Annotated in this window: 11 protein-coding genes and 1 tRNA gene; 9 read left to right on the forward strand and 3 right to left on the reverse strand. The window is 51.6% G+C overall.

Translation table 11 applies throughout. The features are described 5' to 3' along the window. Positions 1-187: 187 nt before the first annotated feature. The 3 genes from EYC79_RS06180 (at position 188) to EYC79_RS06190 (ending at position 2,460) form a co-directional block, all read left to right on the forward strand. Positions 188-264 (forward strand) — tRNA-Met (locus EYC79_RS06180). A gap of 515 nt (positions 265-779) precedes the next feature. Continuing rightward, on the forward strand, positions 780-1,334 hold the full coding sequence (locus EYC79_RS06185) for an acyltransferase (protein WP_162743423.1): 555 nt from the start codon (positions 780-782) through the stop codon (positions 1,332-1,334). A 352-nt stretch (positions 1,335-1,686) separates the two neighbouring features. Further along, a complete protein-coding gene (locus EYC79_RS06190; RefSeq protein WP_130977459.1) occupies positions 1,687-2,460 on the forward strand; it encodes a class I SAM-dependent methyltransferase in 774 nt (257 codons plus the stop codon). Here EYC79_RS06190 and EYC79_RS06195 read toward each other — a convergent pair. The 3 genes from EYC79_RS06195 to EYC79_RS06205 are packed head-to-tail and all read right to left on the reverse strand — an operon-like array spanning position 2,418 to position 6,058. Continuing rightward, positions 2,418-3,830, reverse strand: a complete 1,413-nt coding sequence (locus tag EYC79_RS06195) for an O-antigen ligase family protein (protein ID WP_130977460.1) — start codon at positions 3,828-3,830, stop codon at positions 2,418-2,420. The genes EYC79_RS06190 and EYC79_RS06195 overlap by 43 nt on opposite strands. Beyond that, complete coding sequence (locus EYC79_RS06200) at positions 3,784-4,932, reverse strand: glycosyltransferase family 4 protein (RefSeq protein WP_130977461.1); 1,149 nt, start codon at positions 4,930-4,932, stop codon at positions 3,784-3,786. The genes EYC79_RS06195 and EYC79_RS06200 overlap by 47 nt, the downstream gene beginning before the upstream one ends. Continuing rightward, entirely contained in the window at positions 4,886-6,058 is a 1,173-nt protein-coding gene (locus tag EYC79_RS06205) for a glycosyltransferase family 4 protein (protein ID WP_130977462.1), read from the reverse strand. The genes EYC79_RS06200 and EYC79_RS06205 overlap by 47 nt, the downstream gene beginning before the upstream one ends. 453 nt (positions 6,059-6,511) lie before the next feature. On the opposite strand from EYC79_RS06205, the gene EYC79_RS06210 reads away from it, so the two are divergent. From EYC79_RS06210 to EYC79_RS06235, 6 genes are all read left to right on the forward strand, one after another. Next, on the forward strand, positions 6,512-7,618 hold the full coding sequence (locus EYC79_RS06210; protein WP_113226914.1) for a calcium-binding protein: 1,107 nt from the start codon (positions 6,512-6,514) through the stop codon (positions 7,616-7,618). 120 nt (positions 7,619-7,738) lie between these two features. After that, positions 7,739-9,001, forward strand: coding sequence for a hypothetical protein (locus EYC79_RS06215; RefSeq protein WP_130977463.1), 1,263 nt, complete (start codon positions 7,739-7,741; stop codon positions 8,999-9,001). Between the two features lie 12 nt (positions 9,002-9,013). Next, positions 9,014-10,462: a hypothetical protein gene (locus tag EYC79_RS06220; RefSeq protein ID WP_130977464.1), complete on the forward strand. Its 1,449-nt coding sequence runs from the start codon at positions 9,014-9,016 to the stop codon at positions 10,460-10,462. Continuing rightward, positions 10,459-11,868, forward strand: a complete 1,410-nt coding sequence (locus EYC79_RS06225; RefSeq protein ID WP_130977465.1) for a hypothetical protein — start codon at positions 10,459-10,461, stop codon at positions 11,866-11,868. The genes EYC79_RS06220 and EYC79_RS06225 overlap by 4 nt, the downstream gene beginning before the upstream one ends. 645 nt (positions 11,869-12,513) lie before the next feature. Then, a complete protein-coding gene (locus tag EYC79_RS06230; RefSeq protein WP_113180514.1) occupies positions 12,514-13,722 on the forward strand; it encodes a polysaccharide biosynthesis/export family protein in 1,209 nt (402 codons plus the stop codon). Then, entirely contained in the window at positions 13,682-14,461 is a 780-nt protein-coding gene (locus tag EYC79_RS06235) for a hypothetical protein (protein ID WP_130977466.1), read from the forward strand. Before EYC79_RS06230 ends, EYC79_RS06235 begins: the two co-directional genes overlap by 41 nt. Positions 14,462-14,479 lie beyond the last annotated feature (18 nt).

The following is a 14,479-nucleotide window of genomic DNA, read 5'->3' on the forward strand; positions in this document are numbered from 1 at the left end:
TCTTCTCAAATCACAAAACCTCTCGGCACAGGCCGAAACAATAGGCCGCACTCAAAGCGGCCTTTTGCAGTTCTAAACCAATAACACGGGGTGGAGCAGCCCCCGCCGACCCGCAGAAGGCAAAAGCCTTCGAGGACCGGCAAAACAAAAACAACCGGGCCCTTGCGCTGCGGTCGCTCATAATTAACGCGGGGTGGAGCAGCCCGGTAGCTCGTCAGGCTCATAACCTGAAGGCCGCAGGTTCAAATCCTGCCCCCGCAACCAAGAAATTCTAGAAAATTTCAATGTATCAAGCCCTCCCGAAAGGAGGGCTTTCTTGCGTTTTGCGCCTGGCCGCCGCTATCACGAAAACCGTGGGCGGTTTGACGTAACAGTGCCCAGACGTTCTATATAGTTTTGAGTTCGCTCCGGCGGTTTTTGGTTGCTGTCTTTGGGGTGTTAGCCGTGGGTTGCGGCGCCAAGCCGTCCGGCGACTTGAACTCGCATCACGTAGCTGATTGACGCCTCAGCGAACTCGGAGGACGTCAGCGACCAAGTCTAATGTTGTTGATTATCGTCGTAATCGCTGCGCCAGCTTGAGAGCGTTGCTCAAGCGGGGGGGGCAGTGATGAGACAAGCGTTTCATTCGGGAGTACATCTCGCAATCACCCATTTGAGCTTTCGTTGAAGGCGTTCAGGGACGGCTCAGCAGCTGCAATAGCTAGTTTCGACCGCAGTGGGATTGTAATCTCTTTGGCAAAGTGGTTTCTGAGCGCGACGCTGCTTGTTGGGGAAGTTTCGTGATTAAGAAAACGCTGAATAAAGCGATTGTGCATGGTCTCTACTATGTGAGTTGCCTCCTACCGCCGGATCCGGTGAGTAACCGGGCTCGAGCATACTTCTACAAGCTGAGCGGCGGACGGAGGTTCGGGAAGAATGTCGCTATCTTGCCCTTCGTTTATATTAACAGTGGTAAGCTGACGCTCGGCGACAACGTCTATCTTAACCAACGTTGCTACATCGATCTCTCGGCAGAGGTCACAATTGGCGCTAACGTCAAGGTTGGGCCAGGTGTCAGCTTTGTCACTGCCAACCATGAGATAGGCGACAGCAGCACTCGATGTGGCAACGTCAAGCCCGCTCCGATTGTCGTCGGGGATGGTGCCTGGATCGGTGCCAATGCTGTCTTACTTGGCGGCTGCAAGATTGGCCGAGGAGCAATCGTTGCTGCCGGGGCAGTAGTCACCAAAGACGTTGCGCCGGACACAATGGTCGGCGGCGTGCCTGCTAGGCTCATTAGGGATCTGCAGCGAGAAAAGGATGCGACCGATACCTCTTCCCATCTAGCCCAATGAGATCATAACTCTACATGTGATGAAGCCCGAGTAACTGGGATCTGTGCAGCAGCGCGGATAGACACGCCCATTAAGCTGCGAGAATTGCCTCGCTAACTACGGATTTTCTACATGGGTGTCTGGATAGCAATTTATTGCTGAGTAAGTCCCTGATTGCAGTTCCTAGACTCACAACCCTATTGGCGCGTGTTCTGAATGCGCCGGCGCGGGTTCCGTCAACAATCGACTTATGCTGGCAACAGTAATCGACAAATATTAGAGACTTGTGGGTTTCAACTCCAATAGTTCTTGCGCGAATCATCGATCGGTTCAACAACTTGTGAACTAGGGGTAAAAGTTTTGGCTGGGGACTATGAACCGAAAGCTCGCTTATGAATTGCGAAGATATATTCCTGTCTCTATCGCTAACCGCCTTGCGCGCTATCGAAGGATGTTCCAGGTTCTCCGCGAGTTTAACGGCCGCCACAAGCGCGAGTGTCCTATTTGTGGATACAAGGGGTTCTTCTACGCGGTAGGAGTGCCACTCCGTTTCGACGCTGCGTGCTCGCAATGCAGTTCGGTTGAGCGCCACAGGCAGCATCATCTGTTGACCAAAAAGCACCCTGATTGGATTGATGGCGCGGAAATCCTGCATTTTGGTGCGGAGCGCTGCTTTGTACCTGAATACAAGTCGCGAGCATCTCGCTATGTCATGGCGGATGCGGTCCCGACTCGTGAGGAAACACAGGTCGATATCCAAAAAATCCAGTACCCCGATAACACGTTTGATACCGTGATCTGCCATCAGATCCTAGAGCACGTTGTAGACGACTCTGCTGCGATGCGAGAGCTTCATCGCGTGGTGCGGCCCTCTGGACGGGTGCTCTTAACCACGCCAGTCGTCGCCAAGTGGAAGAGTTCACTGGTTGATATTGGCACAAGTGATGCAAAAACGAGAGATTTACTGTTCGGACAATCTGACCACCTCAGATACTATGGCGCTGATTTCAAGGATAGCCTCCAGCGGGTCGGCTTCGAGATCGATGAATATATCGCCCAAGAACCTGATGTTTCCAAATATAGTTTGGTGCGCGGAGAAACGATCTACGTAGCGACGAAGTCTGATCCGTCGCTACGTCTGCACTGAAGATTCTTTTTAGCGATTGAGGTTGATATCGCGATAATTGCTGCGAATAACCCTGATATTCCCGGAATCTCGAGCGAGAAATCGACGGAAGCATGTATGGCGACGAGAGCTAGCGAACTGATGCCCATCGCAACATAGGAACGTTGCCGCGGGGCTGCTTTAAGCGATGATATGAGAAGGAATGAGATCCAACCAATTGTCGCAACAATTAATACCGGTCCCATGACGCCAAGTTCAATCCAGGACTGTAAGTAGGTATTATGGGCTTTTTCCCATATTCCTTGCAATCCGCATCCAGGATCGCGGTAAGGCGCAAAGACATCTCTGAATGTTCCAGCTCCGCTTCCCAGTATCATGTTTGCGTCGAGCGCGCGGAACATACCCGGCAATGCGCACATGCGGGGCTCGCTCGATCCAATAGCCGTCGCCCGAAATACGACACGCTCGCCAATCAAAACGGTAGCTCCCACCGAAAGAACAGCAATAACTACGATCGAGCCGGCAATATGGCGCGCCAATTTTACTCCGGCATATCTCTGCTTTAATCTCAGCCACACGAGCAGAGACGCCAGCAGGAGCGCAGCGAAAATAGTCGACGCGATGGCGCCTCGCGATTTTGTCAGAAATAAAGCTACAGTTAGTGCGCAAAACAAGATCATGTAAAAATAGATCTTCGTCATTGAGCGGTCTGTAGATTTTGGCATGAACAGCACACCAGCGAAAATATCGCGGCTGCGAAAGTCACGGCACACAGACCAAAGCTGCCGCACAACAAGTATGATCGTAAGCCCGACAAGAGTACCAGCACTATTTCGATTGATCAATGTTGCTGTGAAACTGTCGATATAAGCCTGTTTTTCGACTGTCAGAACGTACCCTGGGCTCAGAAGGAACTGAACAAACGACACCATGACAAGAGCGCTGCAACCCAACGTCAGCATGACGTTGAATTCTCGTGCATCAGTCTCTGTTTGTAAAACGACGACACCCGTCAAATAGATCAAGACCGGATACGCTAAGAATTGTACGGCGAAAATTGAATCGCTTGGTTGGACGGAGATCGTCCCAGAGCTTCCAGGTATGCCAAAATTTAGTAGTCCCGCTTGGATGAGAATCCATGCGATTGCAATACAGAGATAGCTTGATGCTACGATGACGGGGCTAGTACTCCGGCTCGGGATTCCTCGCAGACAAACGGCAAGAATGAGCAATATTGATATCGCGCAACATGCGGTTGAAAGGGCGAAAGGACGCGCGGAGCCGAAAGCGACTATCCCTAACAGGATGATGGCGGTGTAAGCCGCCGACAGCAGAGAGGCCAATTTAAAGTGGCGACTTAACCACTTCGGTGGCCGAGGCATGTTGGCCATCGAGAAGCTCGCGATAGAGATGATGCACCGTTGCGTGAAGTTTGTGTTTACTAAAGTTCTTATTGATATGGTCGCGACCGGCGGTCATCATCGAACTAATCCTGGCCTCGTCAGAGATAATCGTTCGTATCGCGCTTTTGAAACCCTCTGCGTCTGTCGCTATGAAGCCAGTGACGCCATCAAGCACCATTTCCGTTGTGCCGCCCGTTGGTGTCGCGATCACTGGAAGCCCCATCGACATAGGCTCCAAAATCGTTCTGGCCAGTGGTTCCGCTGCCTGGGCAGGCGCGCAAATGACGTCCAAATTCTGATAGACAGCCTCTGGATCAGTGAAAAATCCCTCGAATGTGACATTCCGTGTCAAATCCAACGCCGTTACCTGCGACCTGATTTCCGCCTCGTACTCAGGAGACTCAGCAGCGAACTTTCCACGGACAAACAGATGCGTCTCTAATCCCTCAGAATTTGATTGCTTCACCCAGTTAAGAAGTGTGTGGAGCCCCTTATGAGGATGAATGCGGCCGATGAAACCAACCCTCACCGGCGTACCGGGAGATAACGCAATTTGCGGACGCGGGTCGATGCCGTTAAATATAACTCTTCCGTTGCTGGGAAGCTTCTCGTCTGGATAGCAAGCCCGAGAAACAAAAACGGCCCTCGACGCAAGTTTGGTGAGAAGTCGCCATACGGCCTTTTCTTGCGCCGTATAGGCGATGTCCCGAAAGTGCATGACAAGTTTTGGCGACTTGCCAAATTTCGTCAGCAGGGCGATCGAGTGAGCCTTGAGACCATTCGTGTGAACGATATCAATGTTGTGACGCAAGGCGGTGGACCGCAGATCTCTCGAAGCACGCCAAGCGTCGGAGAGCGCCTTAAGGCCGTGCCATACCTTAAATGGCCGACGTACGTGATGAACAGAGCCAAAGTCGATGACCTCAACCGGAATATTCATCGCCCGCGCCCGCGCGGCCAACTCCCCCTCTTCAGGGACAGCCAAAACGGGGTCGATATTCGGGTTTGCTAGAAGATCGAAAAGAGACCGTTCGGCGCCCCCTTTAAAATCTGGAACTGGCGAAAGATAGAGCGCTTTGATCTTCTGCATCTGGCAAGCCTAAATTCGGGAAATAATCCGCAACGAGGGTTGTAATGCCGCTTCTAAAACGTTGAGCGGAAAAATTCTCTGCATTCTTGACGCAATTCTCGACCGTAATTTCCGATCGATGATTTTCGAACTGCTTTACCGCGGCAATGATTGCATCGACTGTCTGTTCGTGAAAGTGGACTCCAGTGGGAGAAGCCTTATCCAAGCCTCTCACAGTCTCGAAAGTGCCGCCTTTCGAGAAAGCTATGACTGGCGTGCCGCAAGCTTGAGCTTCTACGGGGACAATTCCGAAGTCTTCCTCGGCCGCGAAAACAAACGCTCTCGCCTGAGCTATCTTCGATCGCAGCACGTCGCTGGTTTGGTATCCCATCAGCGTGACATTGCCGCTCGCGGCCTTACGAGCCTTCTCATAATCCGGACCCTCGCCAATGACGACAAGGTGCTTATCTGGCATCTGGGCGAAAGCTTCGATGATCAAAGGAATCTTCTTGTAAGGCACCATTCGCGATGCCGTAATATAATAATCCTGCTTTTCATAATGGGGTTTGAAAAAACGAAGATCTACCGGAGGGTTCACGACCTTTGCTTCAAGGCCATAGGTCTTCTTAATTCGTCGAGCCACGAAAGCCGAATTGGCAATCATTAGGTCGGGTCCGTGGGCAGTTCTTATGTCCCACATCCGTAAATAATGAAGTAGTAGGCGAGCAATCCCCGATTTGATGCCTCGCTCCATCCGAGCTTCCTTGAGGTAAACTGCTTGCTGGTCCCAAGCATACCGCATCGGCGAGTGGACATAAGAGATGTGGATCTGCTGCGGCCCAGTTATTATCCCTTTGGCAACTGAACTCGAAGATGAGATGACGAGGTCAAAAGCAGAAAAATCGAACTGCTCAATAGCAAGGGGCATAATTCCGATGTACTGCCGGTGTTTGGTCCGCACCATGGGCATCTTCTGAAGGAAGCTCGTATGTATCTTCTTTCCCTCCAAGAAGCCCCTGTCCGCCTTCGGCAGAAAATCGATGAGGGTGAACAGCTCTGCCTGAGGGAAAATCTCGAATAGCTCCGCCAATACCTTTTCTGCCCCACCCATGACGTAGAGCCAGTCATGTACGATCGCGACTTTCAAGTTAGTATCCTTCCGGCAGGCGAATTGTTCGGGGCAAAGAGAAATCTGCGTCATTTCGATATTGTTAATCCCGAGGGTGCAGCGCAAAAAACAAATAAAGCGGTGCGGGCTAACATGCAAGGCTGTTTCGCCGGACTCACTGGATTATGCAATTTTAAGTTAAATCAATTAAACCGCCGTGCAAAATTAGATCGCAGAATCCCTTGAATCTTTAAGAAAAGTCATGATGGCAGGGAATATTGCTAACATTCTCAAAAATATTCAATTTTACCTTTTTTTTGAGAGCGGAAACTCCATGCTGGGCGATTTGAGCGTTAATTATAAAGTAAGTCTTCTGCGATTACTAGTTGACCATAGGTTAATGAAAAGTTAAATAGTTTCAGAACAGTTAATTTAGACATGTTCGCTAATTAAAAATAGAGAGCTAGTTAACTTAAAAGAGAGGATTGCGACATGGTTTCGACCATAGCTGATATTGACGTCACGAAGATCGCGGCGGACGGCCAGGGGAACATCAATGGCTCCAGCAAAGATGATCTCCTGTTCATGAGTGGTGCTGGAATTGCGCAGGCCGGCGACGGTAACGACATCGTTTTCGGCGGCACTGGCAATGACACCCTGCGTGGGGACGCCGGGGACGACCTTCTCTACGGCGGCGCTGGCAATGACACGCTTAATGGTGGCGTAGGCGACGATATCCTTCTCGGCGGAGAAGGAAACGATGTACTGTTTGGCGGAGTCGGAAACGACATCCTTTCAGGTGGCAACGGTGCCGACAAGTTCTTCTTTGAAGCAAATGCCGGTAATGATCGCATCACCGATTTGAATTTTGGTGAAGGCGATGTCATCACATTTGCCGTCGGCACCTTGACCGAGATGGGAAACAAGCAGCTGACGATTTCTTCGCAGTCTGACCTGATGGCATTCCTCGGCCGCACCGATGTTTCGTCTGAGGTGAAGGGAAGCGATCTCGTCATCAAGTACGGCCCGAATGGTGACACCCTGACGTTGCAAGGCTTCGGCGACCAGTCGGCTGCCGGTGCTCATATCAACGGCAATTCCGCGGATAACACAATCTTCGGCGGCCAGAACGGCAACCTGATCAATGCCGGTAACGGCGACGATACGGTTTTTGCAGGCGCCGGTGGAACGAAGATTAGCGGCGGAGCAGATCATGATCTCATCGTGGGCGGTGCAGGGAATGACATTCTCGGCGGCCAGGGTGGCGACGACATGATCTTCGGCGGTGCCGGCAACGATGAAATCTCCGGGGGAACCGGTAACGATATCCTGACCGGCGGCAGCGGCAACGACACGTTCAACTTCAAGTTCGGCGACGGTAAAGACACAATCGCCGACTTCTCCGCTGGCGACAAGATCAATCTTTACGACGGGTATGTGGCTGGACAGGCAGTGGCTACGGTCAGCTCTGTCGATGATCTGCATGCTCTCGTCAATTCCGGCTCTGCGACGTATGATACCAATGGCGACTCGGTAACGTTCCACTTTGCCGGTGGCGATATCAAGTTCATCGGTATCGATTGGACGACGCCCGTATAATTGAGAAACGGAGAATGGCCGGCTCAAGCCGGCCATTCTCAATCAATTGGTTTGCTTGTTTGACTCTCAAATTGACAATAATAGATCTTCATGCAACAGCTCAAATACCCGGAGAGTTGAATGAAGCTTGTCTATCGTTGGCCTACGTTTTTTGAGCGATTAATTTATTACTTTCTTCTGCCAGATCTGATGGCAAAGATTGTGTATGAGATTATTCTGAAAGTCCCTGCAATTACTGTAAATCAGCCGAAGCAATTCGTGTTTTACGGACTTGTAGCGCTAGAGTACTTGATAATAGTCTTTCGCTACAAAACGTTCAGGCCTGCCTTGGCGCAGGTTAGTCCTATATGCATCATGCTAATAGTTATGATGTTTCACGGCATAGTTATTGGGCTATGGTGGGGAAACTCTATCTCTCGCATGGTGATCGATACGGTAAACGTCTTTGTAGTCTTTGCCAATGTTGTCATTCTCTCAGACCCACGCAAGATTGCGGATACTGCATTTGACCGCATCTTCTTCGTGAACCGCGTATATGCGGTCGTAATGGTCGCTCTTTCTGCCGTTGCTCTGGTTGTAAATCCCTCTTCCGTCATCTCCCTGGGAGGCTCGACTGCAACTGCGATCTCCGTGTCACTGATATTCACCGAGATCTACTTGATGCGCTCGCTGTCTGGCAGAGCGATATTGCGAGGGACGGTTGGATTGCTGATGCTCGCTGCGACTGTTCAGGGCTGGAATAGAACAACACTTGTATTTGTGGCCGCCGCAGTGCTCATCCTTTTCGCGAGGAAGGTTGGGCAGATGCCTTTCAAAATCGCCTATTTGTCGATGGCATCAGTTATGGTGGCCGCCGTCGCTTTGGCCGCCCTCCCGGAGGATAGTGCCCTCTCTCGTCGACTTGCGGGCCTTGAGGACGTCGATCTGTCAGCCCGTACTGGCTCGATCGGCGAACGTGAAGCAGAGTCCGACGCAGTAGGAGACAAAATTGCCGCGCTTGGACCAACAGGCAGGATTTTCGGCGCAGGTCATGGCGCGTCGTACGATGTGAAATATACGTGGGAATGGAAACTGGACTATTCTAATGCACATTATGGTTGGGTTCTATTTTATCTTCGATACGGGACCTTAGGCTACGTGTATTTAGGGCTTTGGATTTTTACCTTAATGATTTCAATCTTGAGAACATGGCGGTCAGAAAATCCAGCATCAATTTTTGTGTGCTTGCTGTCTATATGGAACGTCGGCTACCTCGGGACCTACGGCTATTTCTCCTTCTTTATCGCGGGCGTGCCTTTCGTTAGGCCCGCCTCTAGAGCCCAGAGGCGGGCGACCTTCAGTGTGACGGAGGGATCGCGTCGAGATCCTGTGCCGATCGCCTAGCAGAGAATGAAGATGGCCGCACGACGCAAAACCGCGATACTCCTTCCACTGGCACTTCTGCTGGCGAATTTCCTCAATATGGTGGGTATCGTTGTTCTTCCCAAGATCATCGACCCCAGCCAGTTTGCTCTCTTCAGCCTCGCCTCATCTTCAGGCCTTTTCCTCATCGCTGTCCTCTACGAATGGAATCGCATTACGATAATGCGATACAGCGTTGCCGTTGATCCCGAGGAGATGAGCCGTCGTAGGTCAGTATTGAAGCGCGCCAATATCGTTACCAGCATAGTTCTGCTCGTGATCAGCATTGTTGCCTACAGTTTCAGCAGTAACTGGTATGCGCTTGTATTTAGTATGGCGTGCCTCTTCGCGGTATCTCAAGCTATGTTTGAAGCTCGCCAGGCGTTCTTTCGAGCAGACTTTCTGGACCGGAATTATGCTGTAAGCCTTGTCGCCAGAGCGCTTCTGGGCTTCTCTCTTTTATGCGCGATAGGGTACTTATCCAACGACGCTTTTTTCGTCATGTGCGGATGGGCGGCGTCCTACGTGGTGGTCCTGTTTTTTACCCGATCGCTTGCAGGGAAATCAGTCCCGCGGCCTATGGATTGGAAAACTCTCAGGTTCTTACTTGGTTTCGGGGTCGGGGTTGCAATGGCTGCGATCGCCAACACGCTGCTATCTCCGCTTGTGCGTCTTCTTGCTGCAGAGTTCATCACACTTTCGGACAGCGGAAAACTCATGCTCGCGATGGATATTTCACAGAAAATAGTCGGGGTAATCGGCGTCAGTATCAACATTCTAACTCTGCAAGCCACTTTCCGTGCGCGCGAGTTTGGGGAGCATGAGGTTGTCAGGCAGCGCATCGGCATGCAACTTTCAGTGGTGGTAGCTACAATCTTGCCGGCCGTAGTTGGGTTCATTGCGGTACAAGACGGGTTTACTTTCATCTTCATTCCCGATGCCTACCGCGATGTTTTTCTTCCAAACATCGCGTGGTGCATGGTTGCGGCTGGGTTGCTCGGATTTCGAGCTTTCGCACTCGACAGTATATTTATCGTTCTTGGTAGACCGTATACTGGACTGGTAGGGCCGCTCGTTACGGCCGCGGTTACGATTGCGTCCGTTTTTGCGCTTACTTCATTAGAAGATCCGTCAGCACTTCTATTTTCGAAAGCTCTCTGTTTCGGGGTCTTAGCAGGATCGATCTCGTCAATCATCGTTGCTCGGCGCTTGTTCCATTTCTCTTTGGATTTGCCAAACCTCGTTCGAATCACGGTCGCGGCAATCACCATGTATGCTTCGATCCAGCTAGTTCGTTTTGATAACGCAATAGTCGACTTCGCGGCATCGGTTGCCGTAGGTGCCTTTGTCTACGGCGCCATACTTCTTGCCTCAAATGCCTTCGGTTCGCATAAACTTCTACGTCTAGCCCTAGCCCGGGTGAAAAGAGGAAACGTTACATGAGAAAGTTGTTCGCAGTCGCGTTTGCTCTGGGGCTTGGATATTCCAGCTGTGCTCAGAGTTCAGACGGCGGGAAAGCGGGTTCGGAGTTTTTCGGTGTCGTGAGCCATTTCTTACACACCAGGCAAATCTACACAGATAAAGATGACAGCTGGTCGCTAACTCGGACCGCCCCACTTCAAGCTAGGCTGGGAAATCCTTGGGTTACCGAACAAATCTATGCATTGACGGCAAAGAGCCGAGCTCTCGTCGACGACGGCACAGCGAACAATGCCGATAAGTACAGAATATCCGAACGACGGAAACTGATAGACAAGTGGTTGTCAAACTACGATGAGGCCGGAACCAAGGTTCTGTTGACAGTGATGGCTGCTGCCCCTCGGGCGAAGAATTCCGATAAAATCAATGACGACTTCGGCAATTGGATTGCAGAACTTGTGTCGAGGCATAAGTCGATCAAAGTCGTACAACTTCATAACGAGCCAAATTTACGTTCGTTTTGGCCTGACAGTGCCGCTGACTATGTCGAGCTCTACCGTGGAATTGCCGGAAAGATAAAACAGCAGAACCCGCAGGTCGCTATAACGGTCGGCGCGATATCGAGCCTTTCTTGGGAGCCGGGTCGAAAATGGCTTCGGGATGCTATAAGCGCTGGCTTGCTGGAATTTGCCGACGGAGTTTCCGTTCATCCCTACAATCTCAAGGAAGCTCCAGAAATCGATCCGCACCTTAAGAGGGGCTCTCAAAAGGGCAGTCTCCGCGAAGGAATGCTGGCATTTTGGAAGGAGATGAAGGCCGCTTCTCCTGCAGGGAAAAATTTGAAAATTTACCTCACGGAGCTTGGATATTCCAGCGCCCCTAATGGTATAGCAGGAATTGGAAGCGAGGATCTACAGGCTAAATACTTGGCCCGATTGATGATGCTTCATCTAGACTTCAAAATACGTGACGGAATACCAACCGAAGCGGTCTTTTGGTACGATCTGAAAAACGACGGCCCGGATGCGAGCAATCAGGAGCACAATTTCGGACTTGTCTCGGCCGATTTGAAGCGTGAGAAGCCCGCCTTCGACGTCTATCGTCGAATTATAGAGGCATTGCCAGATGTCTCTGAGCTCAAACCGAGCACCGTGACACTCACGCCTGACGCCTCAGATGTACAGGTTCACCCGTGGGTCGATGCCAAAGGTAGGACCATAGTTGCCATCTGGCGCACAGGGCCATCGAAAGAGCCGGTTAATTTCGCACTCACCTCTACCGCAGGAGTTCAGTCCAATACTGGAGATAGTTTGGATGTCGTCTCGGGTGTGAAATCCAAACTAGAATTGAAGTCTGTTGCCGGTGGTCAGGCATTTACGCTTGAAGATCTTTCTGATGTAAAACTTGTCACTTTCAGCAATGGTTCGTGAACCGACTTTCTTTCGGTTCGTTGGCTCATTGATGTTTCGTGTCCTGAAGAAGGGAGCGGAAACGCCCTAAGTGACGAGCTAATTCTGCAACGTATTCGCTTGGGAAAGCCACGGCCTTTGGAGGAACCGGTGCCGAGTGGAGCGCAGCAACGGAGACGCTTGGATACCCTCATAGTCGATCTCCACTGGCGAATCAGCGCAGCCGTGCTTTCGGGTTTCGGGACTGCATGTAGATACCCGGTGGCGAAAACATCCCTGCACGAGGCTTAGATTTGAAGAGCGAGACGCGTCCTTAATGCGTCTAGAAGAACGCGCGGCGCTCTAAGTTCGGTCGCTCGATGAAGAAACGGACCCGATGACACTGGCCCGGTTCGAGCGGTGTCGAGGCGTAACGTCGGACTTTTCAAGATGACGCAAGCCGCGAAGCGTATGGTGCCGGTTACCGGTCTCTACCGCCATTTGTTCGCTAAGCTTCGTATAATTTATGTAATACATACAACTGCCGAAGGCATCTCATCGAAACGAAAGAATCATTGTGTCCCCATAGACACATCCCTCTGATTATTGCCGAGGCTTATAATTAACTCCTTTTACAATAATCTGATCTATGTAATTCATGATCAATAACAATCCCACTGTTCGAGAATGAATTTGGCTAAATTTCTATTGCTAGCACTATTTGCATCAACGGCCGCATTGTCCGGATGCACGGCGTTACCTCGATCTGGGCCCGACGATGCTGCTGTTGAAAAGCAGGCGTCTGTACGTGTGACGACTGAAGGTCGAAAAGTGGGAATCGACTACATTCTCGTTGATATCAACAAGACAATTTTGCCAAGTTTCCAGCAGCCGGCCGCGACGTCGATTCGTGATAGTTTCGGTGGCGGGCGCGGCGGTCCGCCTGATGTGCCTCTCGGTATTGGTGATACCGTCCAGGTCTCCATTTTCGAAGCTCAGGCAGGTGGATTGTTCATTCCGACCGAAGCGGGTAGCCGTCCCGGAAACTACATCACCTTGCCTTCTCAATCGATCGACAGAAGTGGAACACTTACGGTTCCATATGCCGGACGAATCGTCGCGGCAGGACGACCGAAAGAGCAAGTCGAGCGGGAAATTGAAGAGAAGCTCTCAAACCGCGCGATCGAGCCGCAGGTCGTTATAACGACAGTCAACGGCCGATCGAGTGAGGTTGCAGTCCTGGGTGATGTCGCCAAGGCCGGTAAGTTTGAGGTGACATCGGCTGGGGAACGCGTTCTTGACCTGATTTCGGAAGCTGGGGGCATCAGTGCGCCGAGTATCGAAACCTATGTGACCCTCCAGCGCCGCGGGAAATCGGGGACAATTTCTTACGACAAGCTGCAAACGACGCCAGCTGAGAATATATATGCGTCTCCAGGCGACACTATCCTCGTGAATCGTGAGCGGCGGACCTACACCGTATATGGTGCTGCGGGCCTGAATGGCCGTTTCGATTTCGAAGAAACGAAACTTACTTTGGGTGAGGCGCTTGGGAAGGCTGGCGGACTGTTGGACGCACGTGCCGATCCAGGTCAGGTCTTTCTCTATCGGAAGGTTTCTCGTAAGACGATGCAAGGGCTTAGCATAGACACCAGCCGCTTCGTTGGAGAAGATATACCTGTGATCTTCCGCGCAAACATGCGTGACCCGGGATCGTTCTTCGCCGTCCAACAATTCGCGATGCAGGACAAGGATATTATCTACATCTCCAATGCGGACTCTGTTGAAGTCGTCAAGTTCCTGAACGTCCTCAATTCGGTTACATCCAACACCTCGGGTGCTGTGACCGACGCAGTTGACGGACGTGACGCTGCCAAGAGAATCTTCCGCAATTAACCGTTTATCTCTAAATCCTAAAGCAAAGCCTGCTGGGCTTGCTTGTGCGGCATTCTGGACGTATTGTATTTCCAGAAAAACCACGATGGTGATAGATAGTATGAGTAGATTAACGGTAGGTTCGGTTTTATTGGCTTTGGCAATTATTGCGCCGGGTCAAGTATTCGCGCAATCTCATGCGGCTGGCTGTTTTATCGCTCCAGCTAAGGCAGGTGACGACGTGATCGGCTCTTTTTTGGGTGCGCCAGCGGAGATGGTCACCGTCTATCCTAGCGGCGGTTTCGAAATGGTAAGTCGCGTGCGCGCTCTCGCGGGCTCTAGTGCCGACGTGCTCGACCCGATGATTGGTCTTGTGCCGCAGTTCAATGCGACACAAAAGGCGGCATTGGGTACAGGGTTGGCGCGGGTTGCGCGCGCCTGTGCGGCTTCGACACCTGAATACGCTCAGACAATTCAAGAAAAGGTTGCTGCTGCAAATTCGCCTGAAGTCACGACGGCATTCCTTTCTGCTTTGAATGAAGTGCAGACAGCGGCACTTGGTGCCGGTGCTGGCGGGGGTGCTGGGGGCGCAGCAGCCGGTGTTGGAGGCGGCGCTGCAGGCGACAGTTCAGGCGGTCTCGGAGGAGACAGCTCAACTGCGCAGACGGCTGGGGATTTCACGACCGGTTCGCGGTCCCGCAGGCTCGTGACCAACATCACAAACATTACAAACGAAGTTAACGGCACTAGCCCCTTCTAAGCAGCGGGCTGCCATCTG

Source organism: Agrobacterium cavarae, assembly GCF_004310285.1.
Classification (GTDB): Bacteria; Pseudomonadota; Alphaproteobacteria; order Rhizobiales; family Rhizobiaceae; genus Agrobacterium; species Agrobacterium cavarae.

Excerpts from the sequence above, each read along its gene's own strand:
- EYC79_RS06190 (WP_130977459.1), top strand. The coding sequence starts at position 1,687 with ATGAACCGAAAGCTCGCTTATGAATTGCGAAGATATATTCCTGTCTCT.
- EYC79_RS06195 (WP_130977460.1), bottom strand. The coding sequence starts at position 3,830 with ATGGCCAACATGCCTCGGCCACCGAAGTGGTTAAGTCGCCACTTTAAA.
- EYC79_RS06200 (WP_130977461.1), bottom strand. The coding sequence starts at position 4,932 with ATGCAGAAGATCAAAGCGCTCTATCTTTCGCCAGTTCCAGATTTTAAA.
- EYC79_RS06210 (WP_113226914.1), top strand. The coding sequence starts at position 6,512 with ATGGTTTCGACCATAGCTGATATTGACGTCACGAAGATCGCGGCGGAC.
- EYC79_RS06215 (WP_130977463.1), top strand. The coding sequence starts at position 7,739 with ATGAAGCTTGTCTATCGTTGGCCTACGTTTTTTGAGCGATTAATTTAT.
- EYC79_RS06220 (WP_130977464.1), top strand. The coding sequence starts at position 9,014 with ATGGCCGCACGACGCAAAACCGCGATACTCCTTCCACTGGCACTTCTG.
- EYC79_RS06225 (WP_130977465.1), top strand. The coding sequence starts at position 10,459 with ATGAGAAAGTTGTTCGCAGTCGCGTTTGCTCTGGGGCTTGGATATTCC.
- EYC79_RS06230 (WP_113180514.1), top strand. The coding sequence starts at position 12,514 with ATGAATTTGGCTAAATTTCTATTGCTAGCACTATTTGCATCAACGGCC.